Source organism: Ralstonia sp. ASV6 (assembly GCF_016429285.1).
Classification (GTDB): domain Bacteria; phylum Pseudomonadota; class Gammaproteobacteria; order Burkholderiales; family Burkholderiaceae; genus Ralstonia; species Ralstonia flaminis.
On sequence record NZ_JAELUI010000086.1, the window covers coordinates 1 to 25,198 of the forward strand.

The following is a 25,198-nucleotide window of genomic DNA, read 5'->3' on the forward strand; positions in this document are numbered from 1 at the left end:
TTGCCGAACTGCTCAAGCAGCTTGGCTGGAATCGCCGGCAGCTCGACCGGCTTGGTCTTCGGTTCGCGAGGCATAAACCCTCCTTGAGGGCATGTTATGCCTTGAACACGAAATTACTGACAGGCCCGGGTGCTCAACCCCAAGCCTGGGCCTCAAGACCTCGCGCTTGGCGTTCCGAACGCGACGCTTGCGTCTAAAACACCCACGCGCGGCGTTCCGAACTCGGCGGTTGAACCTCAAACCCTCATGCTCCAAGCTCCGAGCCTGGCGGTCGAGCCTCCAACCCTCGCACGCCAGGCTTTGAGCTCGGACATTTGAACCTCAGACTGCCGCGCGCCGAGTGCCGAGCCCCGCGCGTGAGCCCCAACCCCTCACGTTCGAGCCTCAGACCCTCACAGCCCACCCTCCAAGCTCGGCGTTTTGAACCTCAGACCCTCGTGTGCCGAGCATCAAGCTCGGCGCTTGAGCCTCAGACCCTCGCGACCGGGGCTTCTCGGCCCGCGCGGCTCACACGGCGCTCGTTGCGCCGATCCACATACGGCAACGCAAACATGACCAGCCCCGTGATCATCAGCAACGCCAGCGGCAACAACGGCGCATAGGTGATCCACGCGGGCGGCGTCCCACGCGTCATGGCGACGAAATTGGCGATGACCGTCAGCGTGAAGGCCATCGACACCCAGCGGTGAAACTGGCGGAGTCCGGTGCGGGCGCTCATTTGGCGCCTCCGGCAGCCTGGATCATCTTCCAGCCGTTGCCGGCCGGGTCGCGAAAGCCCGCATCCACACTGCCAAAGCGGTCGATTGGTTCCTGCGTGAACTCCACGCCGCGCGCACGCAGTTGCGCGTAGGTAGCGCGGCAGTCGGCCACGGTCAGCACCAGCGGCGGCATCGCGCCCTTGGCGACCATCGCGCGCAATGTCTGCGCGGTGGCCTCGTCATGGATGGGCGAGCCCGGCTGGAACAGGCCAAGCTGGAACGACGGTTGCTCCGGATGCTGCACCGTCAGCCACCGATACGGCCCGTTGCGCACGTCGGTATGCACACGGAAACCCAGCTTGTCGACATAGAACGCCAGCGCCGCGTCCTGGTCGTCCACATACAGCCCTACGACGTTGATCCCTTGGCTCATCACCGCTCCTTGGTGTTGGTTGGTGACGGATTTGTACCCGCTGCCAGTTGGCGACGCTTCTCCGAAACTGCTGTGATGAGGTCGGGCCGCTGCGCCGCCCTCAACACGCAGGCGGGCACGCGGTCGAGCTGTTGCAGCGGCGCATTGGCCTGGGCCTCGCGGCGCAGGGCGCTCGGGCTCTGCCCGGTGATGTCGCGAAAGATACGGCCGAAGGTGCCCAGGCTCTGCCAGCCGGTGGCGAAGGCGATCTCGATGATGGGCAGATCGGTGTCGCGCAGCAGGGTGGTGGCCTGCTCGATGCGGCGCGTAAGCAGGTAGCGGTGCGGCGGAATGCCAAACGCCTGCTTGAACGCGCGCGCGAAGTGCGCCTCGGACACGCCGCTCACCTCGGCCAGCCGTTTGACCGGCCAGTCCTCGTGCGAGGCGGCGTCCATGCGATCCTTCGCCCGCAGCAGGCGGCGCAATAGCGCCGGGTCTTGCGGCGGATCGGGCACTACAGCCGGCTCGATCACTGCACGGCCTCCGGCGCCCTTGCCGATGCGCGTGCCGGTTCCATCCCGCTCGTCTCCACCGCCGGCGCTGCTTCTGGCGAGGCCAAATAGCGGATCAGCTCACGTGCCGCCTTGGGGTGCGCGGCATTGATGGGAATGCCCGCCGCAAACACCGTCACCTTCTGCAGCGACTCGGGAATCTTGCCGACAAAGTCCACGCCCGGCACCGGCAGCAGCTCGCTCACCTGTTGAAAGCCGATGGCGTATTCACCGCTGGCCACCACGGTGCCGACCGGAATCATCTCGATCTTGCGGGCCTTGCCGCGCATCTGCGCTTCAATGCCGAGGCGCTTGAACAGCGTGGTCTCGATATACACGCCGCTGGCGCTGTCGGAGTACGCCACCGACTGGGCTTGCAGCAGCGTGTTGCGCAAGGCATCGACGGTGCTGATGTCCGGCTTGGGCGCGCCCGCCTTGACCACCATGCCGATGCGCGACTCGGCCAGCGGTACGCGGCTGGCGGGGTCCACCAAACCTTTCTGGATCAGCCCGTCGAGCGCCTCGCCCACCATGATGAGCACGTCGGCCTGTTCGCCACGCGTCAGGCGGTTGGGAATCGCCTCGGGCGAAGCGCCCATCGACGGCCCCCAGGCGGTGGCTAGCGTATTGCCGGTGGCCTTCTCATAGCCCGGCGCAAGCGCCTTGTAGGCTGCGGTAAAACCACCGGAGTTCATCACGCGCACTTCGTCCGCGCTGGCGGCGGCCGGCAGAAAGCCCAGCGACAGCGCGCCGAGCGCGAAGACAAGATGACGGAGCAAACGAGGCAGGGGCTGCATGGCGGGGGTCTCCTATGTTCTCTTTTGGGAGCCGCCAGCTTACCGCGTGCGTGAGGCGATTGCCTCGGGATGGAGGGTGGGTGGAGCGCACCGGCATCACTGCCCGCGCGCCCCACCTGCCACCGATCAGACCTGCAGAGGATCAGGCGACCGGCAGCTCACGAATGGCACCGGCCAGCTTGGCGATGCCCTCTTCCACCTGCGCGAGCGACGAGGTGGCGTACGACAGGCGCAGCGTCGAGCGGTCTGGATCGACCGCGTAGAACGCTGCGCCCGGCACGAAGGCCACACCGCGCTCGATGGCGATCTTGGCCACATCCGCGGCGTTGCGGCCCGGCAGTCGGCCCCACAGGAACATGCCACCGCGTGGGCGGTTGAAGGTCAGCTCGCTCTCGGGCAGCAGCGTACGCAGGCCATTGGCCATGGCGTGTGCACGCTCCGCGTAGGCAGCGCGCGTGCGCGGCAGCACGGTCTCCAGTCGGTTGCTGCGCAGATAGGCCGCCGCCGTGGCTTGCGCAAACGTGGAGGTGTGCGCGTCGGCAAACTGCTTGACCATGACCGCGTTGCCCAGGAGCAGCGGCGGGGCAATCATCCAGCCCACGCGCAGCCCCGGCGCCATCACCTTCGACAGACTGCCCAGATAGACCACGCGGCCCTGCGCACCCTCGGTCTGCTGGCTGAGCGCGTACAGCGACGGCGGCGGCGGTGCGTCAAAGTACAGCTCGCCGTACGGGTCGTCTTCGACGATCAGCAGGTTGTGTCGCACGGCCAGCTGCAGCAGGCGCTGACGGCGCTCCAGGCTCATCAGCGCGCCGTTGGGGTTGCCGAAGTTGGGGATCACATAGAGGAACTTCGGCTTGCTGGTGGCGAGCGTCTTTTCCAGCGCATCCACGTCCAGGCCATCGGCGTCGGTCGGCACGCCAGCCACCTTGGCGCCGTACAGCTTGAACGCCTGGATGGCGGCCAGGAAGGTTGGCGCCTCCACCAGCACCGTATCGCCCTCGCCGATCAGCACCTTGCCCAGCAGGTCCAGGCCTTGCTGCGAGCCGGTGGTGACCAGGATGTCGGTGTTGACGATGCTGGCGCCGCGCGCCTTCATCACCGTGACAATGGCCTCGCGCAGAGGCTCGAAACCTTCGGTGGCGCCGTACTGCAGGGCGCGGGCTGCATCGGCAGTGAGTGCGCTGTCAGCGGCGGCTTTCAGGCCCTCCACGTCAAACAGGGCCGAATCCGGAAAGCCACCGGCAAACGAGATCAGGCCCGGCTTGCCGAGCACCTTGAAGAGTTCGCGGATGGCGGAGGTTTCAACGTTTTGCAGGCGCGGGGCCAGCAGCGATTGCAGGAAATCCATGGCGTGCGTGTCTCTGTATGGTTCGAGTGCCCGCCACTTTACGTGATGTGCGCCGGCCCTGCATGCGAACCAGCCATCACAAGGGTGACTACAATGCCGCAGTCCATTTCCGCCCACCCCAGACAGGAGCGCAGCATGGCCGTCCGACGCATCGTCCCCAACCTGCATGCCCCCGATCCGGCGCGCGCCCGCGCGTTCTATGCCGACCTGCTCGGCCTGGAAGCCGTGATGGACCACGGCTGGATCGTCACCTTTGCCGATCCCCATGCCACGATGGCACCGCAGGTCAGCATTGCCACCGAGGGCGGCTCGGGCACCCCGGTGCCGGCGCTGTCCATTGAGGTGGACGACGCCGATGCCGTGCATGCACGCGCCCTGTCGCTGGGCCTGGAGATCGTCTATCCACTCGTCGATGAGCCGTGGGGCGTGCGACGCTTCTATGTGCGCGATCCATTCGGGAATGTGGTCAACATCCTGGCGCACCAGTAAGCACGGGGCACACGCAGATACGAAAACGCCCGCACGTCGCTAGACGATGCGGGGGCGCTGAATGACTGCGGCGATTTCGCTGCAGTTACTTCGATCTGGCCTTCGGCTTGTGCTTGCCTTTGTGCGCCTTGGGCTTCTTGTCGACCACACGCGTGATGCCGCCGGTGGCAGGCGGGTCGCTTGCCGGGAAGGTGCCTTCCACGGCCTGCTCGATCAACTCCTCGCGCTTGTGAGCGTGCGGGTGCTGCTCTTTCTTGCCGCGTTGCATGGTGGGCTCCGGTTGGTGTTGGTGTTCAACCCCACGCGAATGCCGTGCCTGCCCGGATCCGCCACCGGCCGTTAGAGCACGCACACCAGCACCGGAGCGCCCGGCCCGACGGTCTCCACATCAAACGCCACCGGCAGGAACTTCTCGATCACGCTGAGGTTGGTCAGCAGATGCGAGGAAGCCGCCACTGCGGTAAGGCTGCCCGCACCAGCCAACGCCATCGGCAAGACAAGCTGATCGGCCAAATACTCGTCCACGGCCGCCGTGCTTTGCAGATAGCGCAGCGCCGCGTGGGCAACGTCCTTGCCGATGGTCTCGGCTGGCACGCCGCGCTCGCCGAACCCGGTCAGCACCTCGGTGACGTGCTCGTGCACGATGTCGAGCACGAGCGCATTGCCAGGGCCCTCGGCGTTGCCGAGATCGCGTACGGTGCCTTCAACACCGGGCACGAGGCAGCCCAGCATGTCCAGCTCGCGCCGCGCCACGCCGCCACGCACGCCTGCAACGATGCCTTCGGCACGCAGCGCCTGTTGCGTGCCGCGCTCGGTCAGATGCAGCGCACGCAGCGGGCCTGCGCACGGCGTGATCGTAGCTTGCACCTCGCCGCCACCGGCCGGGTAGAAGCCATGGCGCTTGAGCGCGAGCGTCTGCGTCACGCCCATACGCGCGACCAGCGGCAGCCACGCGCGGATGAGGAAATCGACCGGCGGCGCGGCGCGGTTGTGCGTGCCACCACTCACCGACACGGTGCTCGGCGCATCGGCAAACCACAGCGCAGGCAGGATGGTCTGCAGCACCAGCGTGCAACTGCCGGCCGTACCGATGGCAAAGCGGTAGTCGCCGCCACGGATGGCGCCGGGCGTGAAGCGCAGCGTCTGCGAGCCCGCTTCTGCGCCCTCCACGGTGGCGCCGCTGATCTCCACGGCCGCCTGCACCGCCGTCAAATGCTGGCGCAGCAGGCCGGGCTTGGAACGCTTGGCGCGAATGTTCTCGATCTGGAACGGCGTGCCAGTCAGCATCGACAGGGTGAGCGCCGTACGTAGGATTTGTCCGCCGCCCTCGCCCTGCGCGCCATCGAGTTCGATGCAGGTGGCGGGTTGCGATTGAAACTGCAATTGGGTGTTCATGGTTTGTTCTTCTTGTTCGTTTGCGCACCCGCCAGATGGGGTGTGCGTCAGGTTGTACAGGGGGGGCGCGTCAACACGGTGTCGTAGAGGAACGCATCCAACGCTGCCGGGTTGCCCGCGGCCTGCCGGAAATCGGCCGGCACGTCTTCCTGCGCCAAGGCCTGTTCGATAAAGGCGTGAATGCGCGGAAAGCGCGCCCCGTATTCGGCCTCGCCGGATTCCATCTTGATCGCCAGCAACTGGTTGATCTCGTCACGCAGCGCGGTGTCTCTCACCATCACATCAGCCAGATCGGCAAAGCGCATCGGTGGGATGCCGCGCCCTTCGTCGATCCACTGTGCGGCCAGCAACGGACGCAGCACGTACAGGTACTTCTTCATGCGTACGGTCTCGCCCTGCAGGTAGCCGCGAAAGTTCTTTGCCGCCATCGACACGTAATGCCAGCGGCCCTTGCGCTCGGAGAAGAACGTTGGCGCCAGCTTGCGCATGCACTCGGCCAATGCCGCGTCCTGGCGGTACACCACGGGCGAGGCGAGCCACTCCAGCAGCGTCGGGTTGGAGCGGTGCATCAGCTGCAGCGCCTTGCGCAACTCCCAGCCGGAGATGTCCAGCTCGTCGCTGATCGGCAGTTCGATCACATCGCGCTGCGGCTCGACGCGCAAGTACCACTCGGGCTGATGCACGTAGACGAAGCGCACGTCGTAGTCGCTGTCGGGCGAGGCAAAGCCCCAGCCCCGGCTGCCCGATTCGCACGCAAACAGCACGCGAACGTCGTGCTGCAGCTCGATGCGGGTCAGCTCCGCCAGCACGCGCTCGCGGATGGTGCCGGAGACAGGGTGGGAATACAGAAACGTCATGGTGTTCACTTGTTGTTCTTGTTGTACGAGCGCGGAGGGCGAGCTTATCCCTTCACACACACCACCTGCCGCAGCGTATGCACGATCTCTACCAGATCCGCCTGCGCCGCCATCACATGGTCGATGTCCTTGTACGCCATCGGGATCTCGTCGATCACGTCAGCATCCTTACGGCATTCCACGTGGGCTGTGGCGCGAACCTGGTCATCGACCGTAAAGCGCTTCTTTGCCTGTGTACGGCTCATGGTGCGGCCCGCACCGTGGCTGCACGAGCAGAAGGCCTCTTCGTTACCCAGCCCGCGCACGATGAAGCTCTTCGCCCCCATCGAACCCGGAATGATCCCGAGTTGCCCCTTCTGCGCCGACACCGCGCCCTTGCGCGTCACCAGCACGTCGCGGCCGAAGTGGGTTTCGCGCTGCACGTAGTTGTGGTGGCAGTTCACCGCTTCCACGTCCGCCGCGAACGGCTTGGTGATGACGCGGCGCGCGGCCGCAATCACGTTCTGCATCATCGTGGCGCGGTTACGGCGCGCGTAGTCCTGCGCCCAGCCGACGGCTTCGACGTAGTCATCAAAGTGCTGGCTGCCTTCTTCAAAGTACGCGAGGTCACGGTCCGGCAGGTTGGCGATGTGCTGTCGCATATCGGCCTGCGCCAGCTCGATGAACAGGTTGCCGATGGCGTTACCCACCCCGCGCGACCCCGAGTGCAGCATGAACCAGACGCGTTGCTCTTCATCCAGGCAGACCTCGATGAAGTGGTTACCGGTACCCAGCGTTCCCAAGTGCTTGTGGTTGTTCGTCTTGGCGAGCTTCGGGTACTTGTCGGTGATGCGCTTGAAGCCGTTGGCAAGTTCACCCCACATCGCATCGACCGTTTCCGGCGGCGTATTCCAGGCACCCTTATCGCGCGGGCCCGGCGTACGGCCGTGCGGCACCGCTGCCTCGATGGCGCTACGCAGGCCGTGCAGGTTGTCCGGCAGGTCTGCGGCCGTGAGCGTCGTGCGCGCGGCCATCATTCCGCAGCCGATATCCACGCCCACGGCGGCCGGAATGATCGCGCCCTCGGTCGGGATCACGCTCCCGATGGTCGAACCCTTACCCAGGTGCACGTCCGGCATCACCGCCAGGTGCTTGAAGATGAACGGCATCTTGGCCGTGTTCATCAGCTGCTTGCGGGCGTCATCTTCTACCGGCACGCCGTTGGTCCACAGCTTGATGTCGGCGCCGTTTTCAACGTGGAGAGTGTTGTACTGACTCATGATCTTTCGTTGCTTCCGTTCTTTTCATTATGGGGCCCGATGTCGTATTGGCAGTGACATCGGGCGTTGCATTGGGGTCGGCGACTAAAGTTGGCGAAACAGCGCGCTCTATCCACTGAGCTACGGTCCCCCTGATTTGGGACCGACGGGATTCGAACCCGCGACCTCGATCTTCATAGGATGTAGTTCCGCCGGCATTCGCCGAAAAACTAAAAGGTGGTGCGACTAGGGGAGCGAGTGGTCTCACGCTTTCGCGCGGGTCGGGTTCGAACCGACTGGATACCGATGTACACCCGCAGGCATTCGCACCTGGCGCGTCAGGACAAGCTCTTCAGCATTCGTGACGCGCCGGTAAAACGTTGTTGTTCATTGCACAGACGGCCTACAGCACCGTCGCCTCGATGGCCTCGACCCAGTGGCCTGCGCCAAAGCTGCCGGACGCAAACTGCGCGATCACGTCGAACACCGCATCGCCAAAACCACCGACGTTGAGGATGTCCGCACGCTCCACTGCTTGCGTGGTGCCGTACGGCTGCAGATCGATGCAGACCAGCTTGGCTTGCGGGTTACGCAGCTTCAGCAAGTCCCACTGCAGCATCGTCTGGGTGGCGCCACGACGCGTGGCATCAACCCACGACTCGTTGTCCGACACCAGGATCACCACATCGACCTTGGCACGCTCTGCCACCAGTTGGGCCAACGGCGCCGAGCAGTTGGTACCGCCACCACCGATGGCCGCCAGCTTGTCGGCATTGGTCATGACCGAGTCGCGGGCGTTCAGGCGCACATCCACCACACGCTGCTCGAACGGCAACACGCGTGCCGTCGGATGCGAGCGCAGGATGGCCGCCGCCACCAGCCCCGCCACGTCGATACAGCGCACGACCGAAGTCGCACCCTGACGCCAGCCTGTTACCGGGCTGCCCATTGAGCCGGACACGTCCGGGCACACGACCACGTTGCCCTCAAGCTTCGGCACGTTGGCCAGCGACACATCCAGCGCATCCTGCAACGCTTCACGCACGGCCACCGGCACCGGATCAACCGCTGAACGGTAGGCTGCCAGCAGTTGATACGGGTACACACGTGCCTTGCGCACCTGCGCCGCATCCGCCAGACGGGCAGCCACACGCTTGGTCACACCCGGCAGGCTGAACGCACCTTGGCGACCCAGCGTGTTCAGGTTCATGCGCAGTGCGTGCCAGCCCATGCGTTCAGACAGCACCGCCCATTGCGCAGCGTTCAACGGCGCGTTGGTCAGCAGTTGGAACGGCACGTCCGGCAGCACCTTCGACTCACCGGCGCGAAACGCACACAGCTCACGCGTCAACGGCGGCAGTTGCGTGGCGTCATACGGCTTGCCGATCAGCCACGCAAAGAACGCGGCGCGCCAGGCTTCCGCCGGCTTCGGGTGCACCATCTTCACGACATCCGCCAACGACGGTGCGTTGCCCACGGTGGCCTGCAGCAGTTGCACTTCCGTAGCGCTGTTCAGCCACGCCTGCACGAGCTTCTTCGGGCGGCTGCCGAGCGACTTGCGGCCCGTTGCGCCGCTGCGCACGATCTGCACGAAGTTGCGCAGCATCTTGCCGGTGTCGATCGTGCGGCCGAACACCGCCGGCAGCAGCGCACTGCCCTTGGCCGCCAGCACGGCGGTCAGCAGGGCCGGCATGTCTTTCATCAGACCGCGCTCGCGGCAGTACACCGCAGTCTTGGCGATGAAGGCATCGTCCACCTGTAGCGCCAGTTGCAGCACGTCGGCCAGCTGCGACTCAGCCGAAGCGTAGAAGGTTTGGTTCAGGCAGCCCGTCATGGCCAGTTGCGCCAGCTGGTGCTGGAGCGACATCGCATACGCCGGGGCGCCGGCCTGGTTGATCGCGTCGGTCGCATTGGCTTGGACCGTCTTCGCGAGCAAGGTCTGGAACAGTTGCTGGTTAGCCATTTGGCATCTCGCGTTGTGTTGTTGATGCCATCTCTAGTGCAATGGGTGTGCCAGGTCACTCTCAACTGAACGCAACCCAATCTATCCCATTGATTACATTGTATTTGTTGCAAATCAACGCAGATGTAGGCACGCCAAACTTCCTGAAAAAGCGATCCATTGATATATTGCTTTATCTTTTTGGATAGCACTTCAGGATGCGCAAAACAGTCGCCATCGGCTTTGTCGGCACCACGCTCGACTACGTAGGCAAGGGCGCCCAGCGCTGGGAGCGCTGGCGGCCCACCGTCGGCCTGTGCCAGCAGGACGACCTCGTGATCCACCGGCTGGAGCTGCTGCACGACGCGCGCAGCCGCGGCCTGTTCGAGCGCCTGCGCGATGACATCGCCGCCGTGTCGCCCGAAACGGAGGTGCACAGCGTCGAAATCGCACTGCGCGACCCGTGGGATTTCGAAGAGGTCTACAGCACGCTGCACGACTTCACGCGCGGCTACGCGTTCGACACCGAGGCTGAGGATTACCTCATCCACATCACCACGGGCACGCACGTCGCGCAGATCTGCTGGTTCCTGCTGGCCGAGGCGCGCTATCTGCCGGCGCAACTCATCCAGACCGCGCCGCCGCGCAAAAAGGAGTTGGGCAACACGGCGGGCAGCTACAGCGTCATCGACCTGGACCTCTCGCGCTACGACAAGATCGCCACGCGCTTTGCACGCGAGCGGGAAGACACCGTCTCGCTGCTCAAATCGGGCATCGCCACGCGCAACCCGGCGTTCAACCGGATGATCGAGCAAATCGAGCGCGTGGCCTCGCGCTCCAAGGCGCCGATGCTGCTGTTCGGGCCAACGGGTGCGGGCAAGTCGTTCCTCGCGCGCCGCGTGTACGAGATGAAGAAGGCGCGGCACCAGTTGGCCGGCCGCTTTGTCGAGGTGAACTGCGCCACGCTGCGCGGTGACAGCGCCATGTCCGCCCTCTTCGGCCACGTGAAAGGTGCCTTCACTGGCGCACAGACGGAACGCGCCGGCTTGCTGCGCAGTGCAGACGGTGGCCTGCTGTTCCTGGACGAAATCGGCGAACTGGGCCTCGATGAACAAGCCATGCTGCTCAAGGCCATCGAAGAGAAGCGCTTCCTGCCCTTCGGCAGCGACCGCGAGGTCGAGAGCGATTTCCAGCTCATTGCCGGCACCGTGCGCGATCTGCGGCAGTGGGTGGCCGAGGGCCTCTTTCGCGAAGACTTGTACGCGCGGATCAACCTGTGGACGTTCGACCTGCCCGGCCTTGCCGATCGCCCGGAAGACCTGGAGCCGAATCTCGATTTCGAGCTGGCCCGCTTTGCCCGCGAGCACGGCGAACAGGTGCGCTTTCACACCGAGGCGCGACGCATCTACCTGAAGTTCGTCACCTCGCCGCAGGCACGCTGGACGGGCAATTTCCGCGAGCTGTCGGCCAGCGTCACCCGGCTGGCCACGCTGGCCGAAGGTGGCCGCATTACCGAGGCCGATGTCGCTGACGAAATCGCGCGTCTGCAGCGCACGTGGGCCGAACCGGATTCGGCGGGCGCGGATGGTGCGCTCGCAGATCTGCTCGGCGACGAGGTCGCATCCATCGACCTGTTCGACCGCATGCAGCTGGAGAACGTGATTGCCCTCTGTCGGGAATCGGCATCGCTGTCGGATGCCGGGCGCCGGTTGTTTGACGTGTCACGCACCGAGAAGGCCAAGGTGAACGACGCGGACCGGCTGCGCAAGTATCTCGCCCGGTTCGGGCTGGATTGGGCAACCGTGCGCACGAGCTAGGCACTCGGTAAGATGCCGCTCATCCTGCGCCATTCCCATCGAAACCTGCAGCAATGATCCGCCTGGAAGACCTCACCATCTTCGTGCTGGCCGTAGACAACGGCAGCCTGTCAGCGGCGGCCCGTGTGCTGAACATTGCACCGGCAGCGGCCAGCGCAGCAGTCAAGCGGCTGGAGGCCGAACTGGGTGCGCGGCTGCTGGCGCGCTCCACGCGCAGCCTCGCGCTCACGCAGGAAGGCGAGCGCTACCTGGCGCACGCCCGCCGCGCGCTGGCCGATCTACAGGCCGGACAGGATTCCCTCGCGCTCGGCCGGCAGGCCATCGGTGGTGATGTTTCGCTGTCGATGCCGTCGGACCTGGGGCGCAGCGTGCTCGCCGGTTGGCTCGACGACTTCCTCATCGAGCACCCGGCGGTGGCGCTGCAGGTGCGCATTGGCGATCGGCTGGTCGACATGTTCCGCCAGCGCGTGGATGCCGCAGTGCGCTACGGCGAGCCGGAAGATTCCTCACTGGTGGCGCTGCCGCTGGCGCCCGACAACCGGCGCGTGCTGTGCGCCGCGCCCGCTTACTTCGCACGGCACGGCGTGCCCCAGTCGCCCGATGACTTGCTCCAGCACAACTGCCTGCGGCTGGCGTTGTCCGACACCACGCACGACCAGTGGACGTTCCATCGGGCGGCGGACACGCAGGTGGTACGCGTTACCGGCAACCGTGTGGCGGACGACGGTGAACTCGTGCGCCGCTGGGCGGTTGCCGGCCACGGCATCGCGTACAAATCGCGTCTGGACGTGCTGGCCGATCTGCGTGCCGGCCGCCTGCAGGCGGCCCTCACCGACTGGCAGGGCGAGGCCGCGCCGCTGCACCTGATCTGCACGCACCGGCTGGCGCTCTCGCCCACGTTGATGCGGCTGCGCGATTTTCTGCAAACGCGCATCAGCGGCTACCTGGCCGACGCCTGAGCCGGTATCAGAACCCTTCCAGCACGATCTTGCCGCGCGCCTGATTGCTTTCGATCAGGGCATGGGCGCACTTGAGGTTGGCGGCGTTGATGGCGCCAAAATGCTCGCTCATGGTCGAGCGCAGCGTACCTTCGTCAATCATGTCCGCCACGCGATTGAGCAGGCGGTGCTGCTCGATCTGGTCATCCGTGCTGAACATCGAGCGCGTGTACATGAATTCCCAATGCAGCGATAGGCTCTTCGCCTTGAGCTTGCGCGCGTCGAGCTGCGTCGGGTCATCAATCAACGCCAGACGGCCCTGCGGCTTGAGCGCTTCGACGATCTGCTCGAAGTGGTGCTCGGTCTGGTTCAGGCTGGCCACGTAGTCGACCTCCGGCACGCCGATGCGGCGCAGCTCGGCGGCCAGCGGCTGGGTGTGGTTGATCACGTGGTGTGCGCCAAGCTCGCGCACCCAGGTGGCCGTCTCTGGGCGCGAGGCGGAGCCGATCACGGTCAGGCCTGTCAGCCGCCGCGCAAGCTGCACGAGAATCGACCCCACGCCACCCGCCGCCCCCACGATCAGCAGCGTCTTGCCGCTGGGCGTGTCTACCTGCGGCACTTGCAGCCGGTCGAACAGCAATTCCCATGCGGTGATGGCGGTCAGCGGCAACGCGGCCGCCTGTGCAAACCCGAGCGTGGCAGGCATCTTGCCGACGATGCGCTCGTCCACCGCGTGCAGCTCGCTATTGGTGCCTGCACGTTGCAGGGCACCGGCATACCAGACCGCATCGCCGGGCTTGAAGAGCGATACTTCCGCGCCCACGGCGCGCACGATGCCTGCCGCATCCCAGCCCAGCACGCGCGGCTGGTTGTTCGCCGGTGGCATGCCGGCACGCACCTTCACATCAACCGGATTGACCGAGACGGCGCGCACTTCCACGAGTAGGTCGTGCGGGCCGGGCACGGGGTCGGGCAAGGTCAGGTCGACGAGCGCGTTGGGCGCATCGATGGGCAGGCTTTCGTAGTAGGCAACGGCTTTCATGGTGGGCTTCCAGTTGAATCGGATGCGCGCATCATGAGCGCACCGCATGCAGGGAAACAGCCGCACCACGCAGATTCAGTTTCAACGCCAGGCAGAAAATCCCGCCCTGCCTGTCAATGCTGCATGGAAGCCGCCAGCGTCTTGAGGTTGACCGGATCCACATGGACAAACCCGCCGCGCGGGCTGTCGATGTCGGCAATCAGCATGAACGACAGCGCCAGTACCAGGGGCAGCAGCAACTGAAGCACCCCGCGCATGCGTGCGCTGCGCGTGCCGTAGCCAACCATGAACGTACCGCATGCCCCCACCATGAACAGCAGCACCCAGGCAGCCACCGGAATACGGTTGCGCCATGCGGCCTGGGTATAGCCCTGCGCGTTGAGCACGTCGTTCATACCGCTCACGGCCAGCGCGACGATTGGTGTGGGCTGTGCGGCGGCAGGCCCGAGCACCGCCGCCCACAAGGCGTCTTGCTGGCGCGAGGTTTCGGCCTCGAGTGCGGGCAGTTGCCTGGTGTCGTGGCTGCTGTAGAGCCGGATGCGTACATCCACATACTTCGCCAGCAGGCCGCGCAGGTTGGCGGCATCGGCAGCGGGCAGCAGGCTGGCCCGCGCATATTCGGTGCCGATGGCGTTGGCCTCTTCCTCTTCGTAGTTCTTGCGCGTGTCGTAGCGGCTGATGGCCATTGAAAACGTGAAGCCGATCATCAGGCCGAGCAGCGTGAGCGTGGCCGCCTGAATCACGTCAAAGTCTTCGTGCGTACTGCCATCCAGCACACGGCGCTTCGATACGGCCGAGCCGATACGCGCCGCGCCCGCCAACACGATCAGCGCCATGAGGAACACCTCGATCGGATGATCGATCACCACGCCCATGAGACCCCCAATGCTGTATTTGTGACGGCGTGAGCATACGACATCCGCCACCCGGGCGAAGACGGCGTCAGGCAGTCGGCATGGTGTGCGGGTCGACGCTGCAGCTCGGGCGGTCTTCGTCGTGATGATGTTCACGCAGGGCACCGGGGATACCAGTTCCGGCAAGACCGTCAGCGGCCAGCCACGCGGCGGTGGCGGCGGCGGCGCGATCGATCAGCTCGCCGCAGCGGGCGTAGTCATAGGGCGACACATCGAGCGGACACAACGGCGGCACCACGGCAATCGGCACCTGCCCAGACCAGCGCTCCAGGTCCTGTACAAGCTGGCGCGCAACCAGCAGTGACAGCGCATTGAGCGCATGCTCGATGGCGCTGCGCGGGGCACGCCGGTCAGCACAGGCAAAGCCGGCGGGCAGCACGACGATACGCGTTGCACCGAGCCGGATCGCAGTAGAGATTGGCGTGTTGTTGGCAACACCGCCGTCGATCAATAGGCGATCACCCACGCGCACTGGCGGAAACACCCCCGGAATGGCGGCACTGGCCAGCACGGCCTGCACGATCTGGCCGGAAGACAGCACCACCTCGGCACCCGTCTGCATGTCGGTGGCCACCACGTGCAGGGGCAGCGTCGCTGCCTCGAGCGGGGTCTGTGCAAAATGCCGCACAAGCAGCCGCTGCAGGCCAGAGGCATCCACCAGATGCGCGCGCCTGCCGCCCAGCATGCCGAACATGGCACGCCAAGACCACGGCATCACATCCGCACGGCGCACGCCGCGCCAGAGCGCTTCGAGTTGTGCTGTGCCCGCCGCATGGGGGTTGCATGCGAAAAAGGCCGCATTGATGGCGCCGGCCGATGCGCCGATCACCATGTCCGGAACCACACCCGAGCCCACCAGTTCGCGCAGCATGCCGGCCTCGATGGCGCCCAGGCTGCCGCCGCCGGCAAACACAAACGCTGTTCGCTCCGCTCTGTCCATGATGAATGTCGCATCGCAACAAGGCGAGCGCGTGGAGGGGATGACTCGAACAGAGTAGCCCGCGATAGCGGTTGCGGCTAGGTGGACAAAACCGACAACCGCCGCGGCAAGGCGTGATCAGCGCGTGTTCCGGGCAGCATCCGCCATCGGCTTCCAGTGCAGAAAACCGAACAACATGGTCAGCAGCACGCTATCGAACAGGGGCCCTTTGTGCAGCGCGACCTTGCGGAAGCAAAACACCACCTCCAGCAGATGCGCCGCCAGCAGCACGACAGCAACGATGCGCACCCAATAGATGACGTCCGCCGAGAGTGGCAACGGCATGGCATAGCTGCCCAGCGCAACGCCATAGACGGCGAGCAACAGCAGCTTGTTGAAGAAATAGAGCACGAGGCCGCCTCCGAGAACAGGATCAGGTCGCGGCAGCATACAGCGCCAATGCGCGATCGACCTGCTTCAAACACCGGGTGTAGAGGCCGGAGACGAGAGGACGCAAGCCTGAAGCAAACTTGAACTGGGCTTTGCTGGAAGCCCTCTGGCCCTGTTACTGGGGACAGGTCATCTCGTCTGTGAAGGGCGATACAGCCAAAGAACTAGTGTGCGGCCTTCGCCGATTCCACAGCCAGGGCCAACTCGCGTTCAGCTTGACGCAGCAGCTCTTCAGCCTTCGCGCCATGACCGTCCATGTCGTAGTGGTTGGCTGCTCGGGCGCGCTCCATCTCGTGGATCGCCTCCTGAACGTGCTTGTGGGTCTTGTCGAGGTCACGCCAATCCACGACTTTGGCGGCGATTGCGACGCCCGCAGTCAACGTCATGGCGACGATCACAATTTGCTTGATGGCTTTCATAGCGGCTCCTAGTCAAGTCAAGGGCAGATTCATAGAGGCCCGGTGACTCCGGGCACTTGCAGAACGTTGCTCCAATGTATGCGGTTGACGTGCGAAGTGCGCTGCCACCATTGGACTGAACGATGTGTCTACGTGCCGCACGCCAGCACACACGAGCGCGAAACCAGCAAACGTTGGCGCAGCGTGATCACCGCCACATCATGTGCACTTTGTGTGTGAAATCTTACCGGGCGACGACCAAGCCGTAACAAGCGTAACGCGCCCTTTCCTGGTGACGTGGCAATGGAATGCCGGCACTACATTGACTGAACGTACAGGCAGCGCTCCGTGCGCTGCGCAGTCGCACACGAGGCAGTCAGCATGCGTGTTCATACCGTGAGTATCGGGAGCATCGTCATTGCGGTCATGACCGCAGCGGCAGCCAGCATGGCGAGCGACCCCGCGTTCGCTGATCGCTGGCATGGCAGGGGGCGCGTTGGCATTGGCGTGTACGTCGGTCCGCCGTGGGGCTACCCCTATCCGTACTACCCTGGCTACTACTATCCGCCCGCCGTTGTCGCAGTGCCAACCGAACCGCCGCAGTACATCGAGAAAAGCGACATGGCCACCGGCGACGCAGACGAGCCGGAGGACCAAGGCTATTGGTACCACTGCGCCAAGCCGGAGGGCTACTACCCCTATGTGAAAACCTGCTCCAGCGGCTGGCAGAAAGTGCCCGCGGTGCCGCCATCGCCTGCACAGAACAATGCGGGAGTCCCGAAATGAAGCGCGTATTCTGGTGGCCCTTGCCACTGACGCTGGTGGCGCTGTCCGCCTGCACAACAATACCCGCCGGCCCAAGCGTGATGGCGTTGCCCGGCAGTGGCAAGAGCTTTGATCAGTTCCGCGCCGACGATGCCGCTTGCAGGCAATTTGCCTTCGCGCAGATTGGTGGAGCGAGCCCAGGGCAAGCCGCAGCGGACAGTGCCGTTGCCACCGCTGCGGTCGGCACCGCACTGGGAGCAGCAGCAGGCGTGGCGCTCGGCGGCGGACGCGGCGCAGCAGTCGGCGCCGGCACAGGGTTGCTGGTCGGCTCGGCAATCGGCGCGAACAACGCCCAGTACTCCGGCCAGGCCACTCAGCGCGGATACGACGCTGCGTACATTCAATGCATGTATGCCTCGGGCAATCGTGTTCCTGTCTATGGCGCAATGATGGTGCGTCCATCCACTCCGGCGGCACCGCGCTATGACTACGGCCCACCGCCACCGCCTCCACCCGGCTACCCCGGCGCAGATGGGGCACGCTGAAATCACACCGATCTGCCAATCGCGCAGGTATTCGCAATGATGCTCACTCTGGGCGCCGATGCAGCTCGTAATACTGTTCTACGTAGCGTTCTGCGGAACCAGTCGCGGTTTGGTCAGGGAATACGAAATTGCACTGAAGGCTGCGTTCAGATTGATGGAGCCCCCGGCCGCGTTCGGACAGGTGTCTGAGAAGAAGTACGACGGCCCCGAGGCAATCTGCTGCATGGTGGTGCATGGCGTCAGATCGCTGCCGCCATCGCTGCAGCTTGCAGAAGTCGAACCGCCGCCAATGTAGGCAACCGTATAGATCAGGGTACCGGTCTGACGCGCCGTGGTAGCAGACGTGACCGCAGCCCTGCACTCCTGACCATAGGTACTCTTGTAGGTGTTGCCCAACTGGCTTTGCGATGAGGTGGCATCGCCGTCGCTCAAGAGAATGATCACGTTTTGCCCCGGGGGGCTTTGCCCTTGCGACATGTTTTGCAGAGCTGCCTGCGCGGAAGCGATCGCCTGCGCATAGAACGTTCCGAGCCCACCGATTGCAGGGATGCCACTGCAGCTGCCACCTCCCAGCGCCTGGACAATGCTTGATCCAGTATTGAGCGCACCATTTTTCAGGTACCCGCTCCCAGGCCCAGTCACTTGATAGGTTGCGCCGCTGGTCACGACACCCGTGCCGACGGCGGAATAGCTGCTGGCGATGCCCTGCTGCCCTGAACCACAAGAAAAATCGGTGTCCTTGCTACTGCCAGCCAGGGGCGGAAACACCATCAGCCCGACATTGTCGCCGGCGTTTGTCAGGTTCTGCAGAAGCAAGAGCGCCGCCTGCTGGGCACACTGCAACCGCGTCAGCGATTTCTTGCTTGCACTCGGGCAGTTCGAATCCGTGTTGTTCATCGACGCTGTCGTGTCCAGCACGATCATGACGTTGTACTTCGCGGGGCTGCCAGCCCCTCCGGCGGCCGCCTTGGAACTGGCTGCAATCGCGAGGGACTTGAACCCGAACACGCCAGCGAAAGTCAGCGGCACTATCGCCTGCTGCACCACCTGAATCGCGTTGTATTTGGAGACCGCGCCAGATGCCGGTAGCTGCGCGTTCGTCAACTGCAAGCCGGTAATGGTGGCACCGGATACCGTTACCCCAGAAGGCATCGCGTTCTTGCCTTTGCCGGCCGTGTACGCCATCGCGTTCGCTTGTGCCGTCGTAAACGAGCTCGTCCAGAGGTCTGCGGCGCCGGCCAGCGCTGCTGCGTCGGTGGCAGCCTGCAGACGCTTCTGGCAGTAGAACAGATACCCGGCATCGATCGCGAGACCGGCAATGGCAATCAACAGGATCATCGAGAACGCTGCCATGATGCCGATGGCACCCTGTTGCCGTCTTGCTGCCAGCCGTTTGATGGTTGATCGTTTCATGGCATTTGGCTCCGATTCGAGTTCGCCCGCCTACTGCACGCGCTCCACCGACGTGGCACTGAGTGATTTCGGCAATAGGTTCGACACACCCGGGAAAGCGCCCCCAAGCAGCGGCTGATAGGGGCCGTAGGTCACCGTCACCGTCGCGCTGGTGACTGAGCCGCCCTGCACTGCGCTGTTCAAATCGAGTGCGCAGGCCGAATCGGTGCTGCATGAGGTACTGCCGACGTAGGTCGAGTAGCTCAAATTCGGCGCTTTCAGGGTGGCAGCGGACGCTTTGATCTGTGTACTGGTGTCGGAGTACGGTGTATTGCTGCCACGCTGTCCGGCAAAGAAACGTGCACCAGATGCCGCCGCGTTGACCACCATCACGGCGTTGATGGTCAGCCAGCCGAACTCCGCAACACCCAGCGCCAATAGCATGAGAAATGGCGACAGCAGGGCGAACTCCACCGTTGCCGTACCCCGTCCCCTGCTTCTTCCTATTGTTCTGAGCTGCATGGCTTCCCCCGATCCTGCTGAACAGCCTGTTTCACTGCACAAGCTCCGACATGCTGGCCTGCAAGGCGGTTGGCAACAGTGATGCCTTGCCGGCCAATGACCCGCCAACAATCGGAGCAAATGCATAGCTGATGGCGACACTGGCCTGTGTGCCCGGAGCAGGCGCTTGGGTCCCGGTGCCCAAGGCAGTCGTACACAGTGCATCGTTCTGGCACGACGCTCCCCCGACAGACATGGTGATCGTCATGCGGCTTGCTATCGTCGACTGCGCGCCGAGCGACGTCGCTGCCGCCAGAATTGCGCTTTTGGTATTGGTGTAAGGCGCGCTGTAGCCGCGCTGCGTTGCCAGAACGCGAGCGCCCGTGGAGGCTGCGGTGGCGAGTACAACGTAGTTGTAGAGCAGCCAGCCAAACTGCACGGTGCCGAGAAGAAGCCCAAAGAAGATGAGCGCGACGAGTGCGAACTCCACTGCCGCCGCTCCGCGTTGGCGGATGGCTTTCATCTGAACTCCCCGTTCCCAAGGAACAGCAAGCGGTGCTTGCTTTCCTGTTGTCTTTCTATGCTTTTGTCGCTCGTTTTGTCATGGTGGTGGCGTTCCCCCAACCAAGCTCAACGATCGCGGTTGCGCAGTACATGAGACATTTCTAGCACACGGATGGCATGCGCCTATCGGCCGAAAGACTAGTGCCTGAACGTCCGCTTGGATAGGCAGTGATTGCGACTTAGCGCCACGTCCCGTGACGAAGAGATGGATCGCCGTCGTTCATCCGGAACGAGAAGAAGGCCCAGACGATGGACGCACGCAAAGCGCCCGCCTGGGCCCAGAACCGCCGCTTCACGCAACTACCAGGTGTATGGGAAGCGTAGCGAGAAGACGTAGTTGGGCGCATCCGGCGTCAGGCCCATCGCCAGCGTGGCGCTGATCGACAGGTTCTTCGTCAGCACATGGCTGATGCCGAAGGTCATGGTGCCCACGTTGGTCTTGCTGCCCACCACAGATTGCTCGGCGCCGCCGTCTGGTGTGATGTGCGTATTGCCCGAATAGGCCGTGCTGTAGGCCATGGTGAGTGCGGTGCGGTCATTGAGCGCCAGCGCCAGGCCACCGCCCACGGTGATCGTGTCGCCCAGCTTGACCTTGCCCGGCTGCACGACACCCACGGTCGACGAGATGTCGGCAAACGAGCGCGGCACAAAGTACGTGTAGCTGGCATTGGCAAACAGCACCACTGGGTCATACGTCTTCAGAAACGACACACCCAGCGTGCCGCTCCACACGCCGTTACCCGTGGGCAGTTGCTGATCAATGATCAGGTTGTTGTTATTGCTGTCGGCCTGGATCAGCTTGATACCAAATGGCGAGCGCCCGGTAGGCGCGCGCACGCGGAAGCTGCCGACGATATCCGGCCAGTCGACCGACTCTTTGACGAGCTGGTAGTAAATGCCGGCACTTACGTCGCCCAGGCCGGCGGAGGACTTGTCCGCCTCGCTCACCGTGCTCGAAGCGCCACCTGCACCACCGCTGAAGAACGTGCTGGAGCGATACACCGCCGGCACGGTGAAGTCCGCGCTCAGCCGGTCGGTAAAACCATAGCGGCCAGTGACGTCGAAGGTGGTGACATTAGCCTTGGTCTGCACCAAGTTGATCTGCCCGAGGAAGATCGCGTCCAGCGCAAGGAAACCCGAGAGCGCCAGATTGCGGCGGTCGTAGTAGCTGTAGCTGAAGCCGGTATCCAGCGTGAAACGCCGCTCGAACAACGGCGCGTGCTCGGCCTGGAAGACGAGATCCTTACTCTGGATGCGGGGTTTTTCGTTGGGGTCGGCACGCCCGGGTGTGGTGCTCTCGCTGGCGGGTGCGGCAGCGCCATCGGCTTGCGAAAGCAACGCGCCAGAGGGTTGCCCGGTGGACTGTGTGGCGGCGACCGAGGCGACCGCCCCGGCCGCCCCCGCCGATCCGTTCAACGTCGATGCAGCGGATGGCCCGTTGCCACCCACACCACGTCCGCGCACGCGCACGAGCTCCAGATCACCCACGCGTTCTTCCAGCGCCTCGATGATCTTCTGCTGCCGCTCGATGGTGCGCTGCAGACGTGCGAGCCGCGCGTCGAACGAGTTGTCGTCGGTTTGCGACTGCGATTGCGCCCAGGCCGCTGCAGGCAGCAACGACCAACATGCCACTGCACACGCCACTGCCGTGCGTCGGTGTCCCATGTTTCCCCCCGGAAAGCAAGGTGGAGGCTTAAGAGCCTCCGTTTCGGCACGCCGGCCCATTGCCAAGCGCCGACTCTCACTGTCTGCCTGTGCGTTCTTCTAATGCGCCGTTATAGGGAATTCTGCATCGCCACGTCTAGCGGCGTAAACCCGCCACCGCCTGCAATGCCTGCGCCACGCCGATCTGAGCCAGCTGTTGACGCGACATCGTCTGAATTTGCAGCTGGATCGACAACTGATTGGCAATGACCTGTGCATTGCCCGCCAGTTGCGCCACCTGCATCAGGCTCCCCGCCACCCCGGCCAGATTGGACGTTACCGACTGCGAGGCAACGCCCACCGGGCTGGTGATGGCCACCTGCACGCCGCCCGCGCCCGCCTGGGCCTGGGCGACAAAACCGTTCTGAGCCGCCAGCGCCGACGAACCACCCGAAGGCAGTGTAGGCAATGGAGCGGCCTGCATCGAGATCGATGCGGTGTTACTTGCCAGGTTGTTGTTGCCAGCCACCTGTGTCACCTGGCCGACACCGTTGACCTGTACCCCGGCCCCGCCCGCGGCACTGGCGCCGGACGCCGCGCCTGCCAGCGCACCCGCCCCCATCTGCACCGACGCCTGCGTGCTCACGTTGACGCTGGCGGCATTGGTGCGCAGGTTGGTGGCCAGCAGGCGGGCCTCCGCAGACGCCTGCCCGGCTTCATTGCGCCACTGCGAGGCCATTGCGATCATGAAACCACTGACGATGCTCGCGCCCAGGTACTTACCGCGCTGCTGAGCCAATTCGCCGTCGTCCGCCAACTCCACCACGGTGCCGCCATGGAACAGCGCCGCCTGGTCGGATGACTCTGACGGCGACGCGCCAGCATTGGCACCGGCACACCAGCCGGCGCAGGCTAGTGGAACGATCCACGCAATAGTCTTGGTCTTCATCAGAACAAATCCCACCGGGCGGGCCCGAACTCCAATTGAGGCGGCAGCGCACCGCCGGCAAAGGCGGCGTTTTCACGCGCGCGCAGCGTCGGAGCGTTGGTCTGCATCAATCCGGAATCGGCCCGAACGGGTACGTCGCCGACGATTGCGAAAACGAGGCCGTTCCACGCAGGCGCAAACTCCCATTCCTGCATGATGCGGTTGCCCAGCGCGGGGTCGGCGATGAACACCCGCCCCTGAGCCGCGCGCTTCACGACCACGAAGTGTTGGTACCCGTTCAAGTTCAGCAAGACGATCACGGGAATCGCCAGATCGCGCAGCGCCGTCATGTCAACGCGGTAGCCGCGTCCGCGAAACCCCAGCGTCTGCACGTAATTGCGCATGTCGAGCATGGAGAAGCCCTGCTCGGCGACCTGCTTTGGGTCGCTCACTTTCATCATGTCGGCAATCACGCGCTTCTCTTCGATGTCCATGCCGTAGGCATAGCGCAACAGCGTGCCCACGGCCGCAGCACCACAACTGAAATCCTGCTGCTGGCGCATCACGCTGCGATAGCGCAGCTCTGCCATGCTCCTGACCGGCTTGTTCAGCGGCATCTCGCTGTCGGCACGCAGTGCAATCGCGCCTTCCTGCGCGTGTGCCTGCGCGGTCCACACGCCGCATGCGCAGACCACGCATAGCCCGATCATGCGGCTCCATCGCTGGTTCAATCGCATCACTCCCCCCGGGGGATCACGCCCGGCCGCACAAGGCGGCCGGGCAATGAGGCAGTTTTGCTTTAATTCGCAGCCTTGGCGGTGGCGATGGCCAGACCGTTGTGCTGCAGGTTGCCGGCGCCGGCGGCAATGTTCACACCGATATTGCCCATGGCGTTCATCAGTGCCGTACCGTTCAACGATGCAACGTTGGTCGGATCGCAACCGTTCAGGCGCAGCGAGTTGTTGTCGGCCGCCTGCGTGTTGTAGTCCGTGGCCTTGGCGATACGGCCCGAGCTGTTGGTGGAAGCCGCCATGCCGTTTTCTTGCAGTTCACCAGCACCGGCAGCGATGTTCACACCGATGGTGCCCTTGGCGCCGTTAAGCGCGCTGCCACCCAACGATGCCTTGTTGACGGCATTGCCAATTGCCAGCGATTCACCCGGGTCCGACTGGTTGTTGAACACCTGCGCAGAAGCGAACACCTTGCCGGCATCCACTGCAGCCAAGGCCACGTCGTTGGACTGCACATTGCCTGCGCCGGACGTCACGTTCACGCCAACTGCACCCTGCGCGCCTTGGAGTGCTTGACCATCAACCGTCGCCTTGTTGCTGCCACGCGGCAGGTCGACTGAGTTGTTGTTGCTGCTCTGCGTGGAATCGACAACTGCCGACGATTCCGAACTGAACGGCACAAAACCCAGTGCCAGGCCGTAGCCCTGCACATGGATGTCATTGCTGATATCGGTCACGTTGGTGATAACCGCACCGGACGAAGTTGGCCCACCGCGATCCTGCGCCTGGACAGCACCTGCGGCAAGCAAGCTCAATGCGGCGACGGCAATCAGTTTGGCTTTCATGGTGATCTCCCTTCCTTTGCTGCTGTTAAAAAAGAGTGCCCGCCGGGGGACGGAGCACAAAGACGTTGGATACGACATTCCCCGTTCCTGCCGCCTGGTTCACCTGCACGACGCCGGAGGTATTGCGCAACGCGGTCGATGCGATCGACGCGTCTTGCCTGCCCTCCGTCGCGGGCGCGACATCCTGACGACGAGACTGCACTGCCACGCCAGACAGGGCACTGTCGGCAAGCGGCTCAATGTGGTGGGATTGCTGTTGCACAACGGAAGCGGTGGGTGCAATGACCGCAACGTTCAGTTGCGCATTGCCGGCGCCGCTAGCCTGGTTAATCGACACCAGACCCGCTGCACCATTGAAGGCAGCCCCTGCCAAGCGGCTCGATGCCGACAGGCCTGGCACAGCCCGACCGACAACCTGTGATGACACGACGCCGGCCTCATCGGTGGACAGGGCCGCCAGGTTCGCTTGGGCGTTGCCAGCCCCCGACGCCTGATTGACGGCGATACGTCCGGCCGTGTTGGCAGCGGCATCCCCGTCGATCACGGCAGACAGCGGTACCCCCTGAGCCCATGCCGCGCCGGTCGCCACGATGCTCATAGCCACCACAACGCGGGGCAGCGTTGTCGATTTCACGGCTGACCACCTCGTGAGAGCGGTGCCAGCGCGCCACTGATCTGCGAAGCGATGCCGGCCGTAGCCTGCACCACTTGGCCACCCACACCGCCAACGGCCGCCCCACCAACGGCGGTTCCGACCGCGAGCCCGCCCGCTGCGGGCTGCAACCCACTCGACTGCGAGGTCAGCACGCGTTGCAATCCCGTGGTGGCGTTGGCGGCAGATGCATGCGACGTGCCGAGTTCTCCGTCAGAGAGCACAGACATGACCGACCCAACGGATTGATTGAACGCCTGGGTGGGAAACGGGCTAACAGCGGTGCGCACCGGTAAGGCTTCAGTGGGCACACCCCGATAGGCGATACGCGGCGTGACGTCGCGCTGCACGATGATGTCGCCCTCGTCTGCAAACGCCGGTGCGCCGGCAAGCATCATTGCAAGCCCCGCAGCCAGTGCGGTT

29 protein-coding genes are annotated in these 25,198 nt (G+C 64.3%); 5 read left to right on the plus strand and 24 right to left on the minus strand.

The genetic code is table 11. The features are described from left to right. Positions 1-469 precede the first annotated feature (469 nt). From JHD73_RS17320 to JHD73_RS17340, 5 genes are all read right to left on the minus strand, one after another. Positions 470-718 (minus strand): hypothetical protein, encoded by a 249-nt coding sequence (locus tag JHD73_RS17320; protein ID WP_199031500.1) that lies wholly within the window; start codon positions 716-718, stop codon positions 470-472. Then, on the minus strand, positions 715-1,131 hold the full coding sequence (locus tag JHD73_RS17325; protein WP_199031501.1) for a VOC family protein: 417 nt from the start codon (positions 1,129-1,131) through the stop codon (positions 715-717). The genes JHD73_RS17320 and JHD73_RS17325 overlap by 4 nt, the downstream gene beginning before the upstream one ends. Beyond that, positions 1,131-1,643, minus strand: a complete 513-nt coding sequence (locus JHD73_RS17330) for a helix-turn-helix domain-containing protein (protein ID WP_368735545.1) — start codon at positions 1,641-1,643, stop codon at positions 1,131-1,133. The genes JHD73_RS17325 and JHD73_RS17330 overlap by 1 nt, the downstream gene beginning before the upstream one ends. Then, positions 1,640-2,458, minus strand: coding sequence for a substrate-binding domain-containing protein (locus tag JHD73_RS17335; RefSeq protein WP_199031502.1), 819 nt, complete (start codon positions 2,456-2,458; stop codon positions 1,640-1,642). The genes JHD73_RS17330 and JHD73_RS17335 overlap by 4 nt, the downstream gene beginning before the upstream one ends. Before the next feature lie 142 nt (positions 2,459-2,600). Continuing rightward, on the minus strand, positions 2,601-3,809 hold the full coding sequence (locus JHD73_RS17340) for a PLP-dependent aminotransferase family protein (RefSeq protein ID WP_199031503.1): 1,209 nt from the start codon (positions 3,807-3,809) through the stop codon (positions 2,601-2,603). 135 nt (positions 3,810-3,944) lie between these two features. On the opposite strand from JHD73_RS17340, the gene JHD73_RS17345 reads away from it, so the two are divergent. Next, positions 3,945-4,298, plus strand: coding sequence for a glyoxalase superfamily protein (locus JHD73_RS17345; protein ID WP_199031504.1), 354 nt, complete (start codon positions 3,945-3,947; stop codon positions 4,296-4,298). An 85-nt stretch (positions 4,299-4,383) separates the two neighbouring features. Here the strand turns inward: JHD73_RS17345 and JHD73_RS17350 are convergent, their stop codons facing one another. The 5 genes from JHD73_RS17350 to JHD73_RS17370 form a co-directional block, all read right to left on the minus strand. Then, positions 4,384-4,566 carry a hypothetical protein gene (locus JHD73_RS17350; protein ID WP_199031505.1) on the minus strand — a complete coding sequence of 61 codons (183 nt, stop codon included), beginning with the start codon at positions 4,564-4,566 and terminating at the stop codon, positions 4,384-4,386. A gap of 71 nt (positions 4,567-4,637) precedes the next feature. Further along, a complete protein-coding gene (gene rtcA / locus JHD73_RS17355; RefSeq protein WP_199031506.1) occupies positions 4,638-5,693 on the minus strand; it encodes an RNA 3'-terminal phosphate cyclase in 1,056 nt (351 codons plus the stop codon). Between the two features lie 47 nt (positions 5,694-5,740). Further along, positions 5,741-6,550: a nucleotidyltransferase domain-containing protein gene (locus JHD73_RS17360; RefSeq protein WP_199031527.1), complete on the minus strand. Its 810-nt coding sequence runs from the start codon at positions 6,548-6,550 to the stop codon at positions 5,741-5,743. Positions 6,551-6,594: 44 nt separating this feature from the next. Further along, a complete protein-coding gene (locus tag JHD73_RS17365; protein ID WP_199031507.1) occupies positions 6,595-7,809 on the minus strand; it encodes an RtcB family protein in 1,215 nt (404 codons plus the stop codon). A 382-nt stretch (positions 7,810-8,191) separates the two neighbouring features. Then, the gene (locus tag JHD73_RS17370) at positions 8,192-9,751 is read right to left on the minus strand and encodes a TROVE domain-containing protein (protein WP_199031508.1); all 1,560 of its coding nucleotides are present in this window, start codon (positions 9,749-9,751) and stop codon (positions 8,192-8,194) included. Between the two features lie 197 nt (positions 9,752-9,948). Between JHD73_RS17370 and rtcR the strand changes: the two genes are divergently transcribed. Continuing rightward, complete coding sequence (rtcR, locus tag JHD73_RS17375) at positions 9,949-11,547, plus strand: RNA repair transcriptional activator RtcR (RefSeq protein WP_199031509.1); 1,599 nt, start codon at positions 9,949-9,951, stop codon at positions 11,545-11,547. A gap of 53 nt (positions 11,548-11,600) precedes the next feature. Beyond that, entirely contained in the window at positions 11,601-12,506 is a 906-nt protein-coding gene (locus JHD73_RS17380) for a LysR family transcriptional regulator (protein ID WP_199031510.1), read from the plus strand. 7 nt (positions 12,507-12,513) lie between these two features. On the opposite strand, the gene JHD73_RS17385 is transcribed toward JHD73_RS17380, so the two are convergent. From JHD73_RS17385 to JHD73_RS17405, 5 genes are all read right to left on the minus strand, one after another. Beyond that, positions 12,514-13,527, minus strand: a complete 1,014-nt coding sequence (locus JHD73_RS17385) for a zinc-binding alcohol dehydrogenase family protein (RefSeq protein ID WP_199031511.1) — start codon at positions 13,525-13,527, stop codon at positions 12,514-12,516. Between the two features lie 113 nt (positions 13,528-13,640). Then, complete coding sequence (locus tag JHD73_RS17390) at positions 13,641-14,402, minus strand: hypothetical protein (RefSeq protein ID WP_199031512.1); 762 nt, start codon at positions 14,400-14,402, stop codon at positions 13,641-13,643. A 67-nt stretch (positions 14,403-14,469) separates the two neighbouring features. Next, positions 14,470-15,381: a patatin-like phospholipase family protein gene (locus JHD73_RS17395; protein ID WP_199031513.1), complete on the minus strand. Its 912-nt coding sequence runs from the start codon at positions 15,379-15,381 to the stop codon at positions 14,470-14,472. 117 nt (positions 15,382-15,498) lie between these two features. Continuing rightward, complete coding sequence (locus JHD73_RS17400; protein ID WP_199031514.1) at positions 15,499-15,810, minus strand: DUF1145 domain-containing protein; 312 nt, start codon at positions 15,808-15,810, stop codon at positions 15,499-15,501. A 164-nt stretch (positions 15,811-15,974) separates the two neighbouring features. After that, complete coding sequence (locus JHD73_RS17405) at positions 15,975-16,229, minus strand: hypothetical protein (RefSeq protein ID WP_199031515.1); 255 nt, start codon at positions 16,227-16,229, stop codon at positions 15,975-15,977. Between the two features lie 360 nt (positions 16,230-16,589). Here JHD73_RS17405 and JHD73_RS17410 point away from each other — a divergent pair, with 360 nt between their 5' ends. Both JHD73_RS17410 and JHD73_RS17415 read left to right on the plus strand, forming a co-directional pair. Next, positions 16,590-16,994, plus strand: a complete 405-nt coding sequence (locus tag JHD73_RS17410; protein ID WP_199031516.1) for a hypothetical protein — start codon at positions 16,590-16,592, stop codon at positions 16,992-16,994. Next, positions 16,991-17,518 (plus strand): YMGG-like glycine zipper-containing protein, encoded by a 528-nt coding sequence (locus JHD73_RS17415; protein ID WP_199031517.1) that lies wholly within the window; start codon positions 16,991-16,993, stop codon positions 17,516-17,518. Before JHD73_RS17410 ends, JHD73_RS17415 begins: the two co-directional genes overlap by 4 nt. Before the next feature lie 78 nt (positions 17,519-17,596). Here the strand turns inward: JHD73_RS17415 and JHD73_RS17420 are convergent, their stop codons facing one another. The 9 genes from JHD73_RS17420 to JHD73_RS17460 all read right to left on the minus strand — a co-directional run. Further along, positions 17,597-18,931, minus strand: coding sequence for a pilus assembly protein TadG-related protein (locus JHD73_RS17420; RefSeq protein ID WP_199031518.1), 1,335 nt, complete (start codon positions 18,929-18,931; stop codon positions 17,597-17,599). Between the two features lie 30 nt (positions 18,932-18,961). After that, positions 18,962-19,558, minus strand: a complete 597-nt coding sequence (locus JHD73_RS17425) for a TadE/TadG family type IV pilus assembly protein (RefSeq protein ID WP_306663079.1) — start codon at positions 19,556-19,558, stop codon at positions 18,962-18,964. Next, entirely contained in the window at positions 19,464-19,934 is a 471-nt protein-coding gene (locus JHD73_RS17430) for a TadE/TadG family type IV pilus assembly protein (RefSeq protein ID WP_199031520.1), read from the minus strand. Before JHD73_RS17430 ends, JHD73_RS17425 begins: the two co-directional genes overlap by 95 nt. A 341-nt stretch (positions 19,935-20,275) precedes the next feature. Then, positions 20,276-21,640, minus strand: a complete 1,365-nt coding sequence (locus JHD73_RS17435) for a transporter (RefSeq protein WP_199031521.1) — start codon at positions 21,638-21,640, stop codon at positions 20,276-20,278. Positions 21,641-21,776: 136 nt separating this feature from the next. Next, a complete protein-coding gene (locus JHD73_RS17440; protein ID WP_199031522.1) occupies positions 21,777-22,568 on the minus strand; it encodes a hypothetical protein in 792 nt (263 codons plus the stop codon). Continuing rightward, a complete protein-coding gene (locus JHD73_RS17445) occupies positions 22,568-23,284 on the minus strand; it encodes a C39 family peptidase (RefSeq protein ID WP_199031523.1) in 717 nt (238 codons plus the stop codon). Before JHD73_RS17445 ends, JHD73_RS17440 begins: the two co-directional genes overlap by 1 nt. Positions 23,285-23,346: 62 nt before the next feature. After that, positions 23,347-24,123, minus strand: coding sequence for a cell surface protein (locus JHD73_RS17450; protein ID WP_199031524.1), 777 nt, complete (start codon positions 24,121-24,123; stop codon positions 23,347-23,349). 25 nt (positions 24,124-24,148) lie between these two features. Continuing rightward, positions 24,149-24,757, minus strand: a complete 609-nt coding sequence (locus JHD73_RS17455) for a hypothetical protein (RefSeq protein ID WP_368735546.1) — start codon at positions 24,755-24,757, stop codon at positions 24,149-24,151. Further along, positions 24,754-25,198: hypothetical protein (locus JHD73_RS17460; protein WP_199031525.1), on the minus strand; the 445-nt coding region annotated here is incomplete at its 5' end. The genes JHD73_RS17460 and JHD73_RS17455, both read right to left, overlap by 4 nt.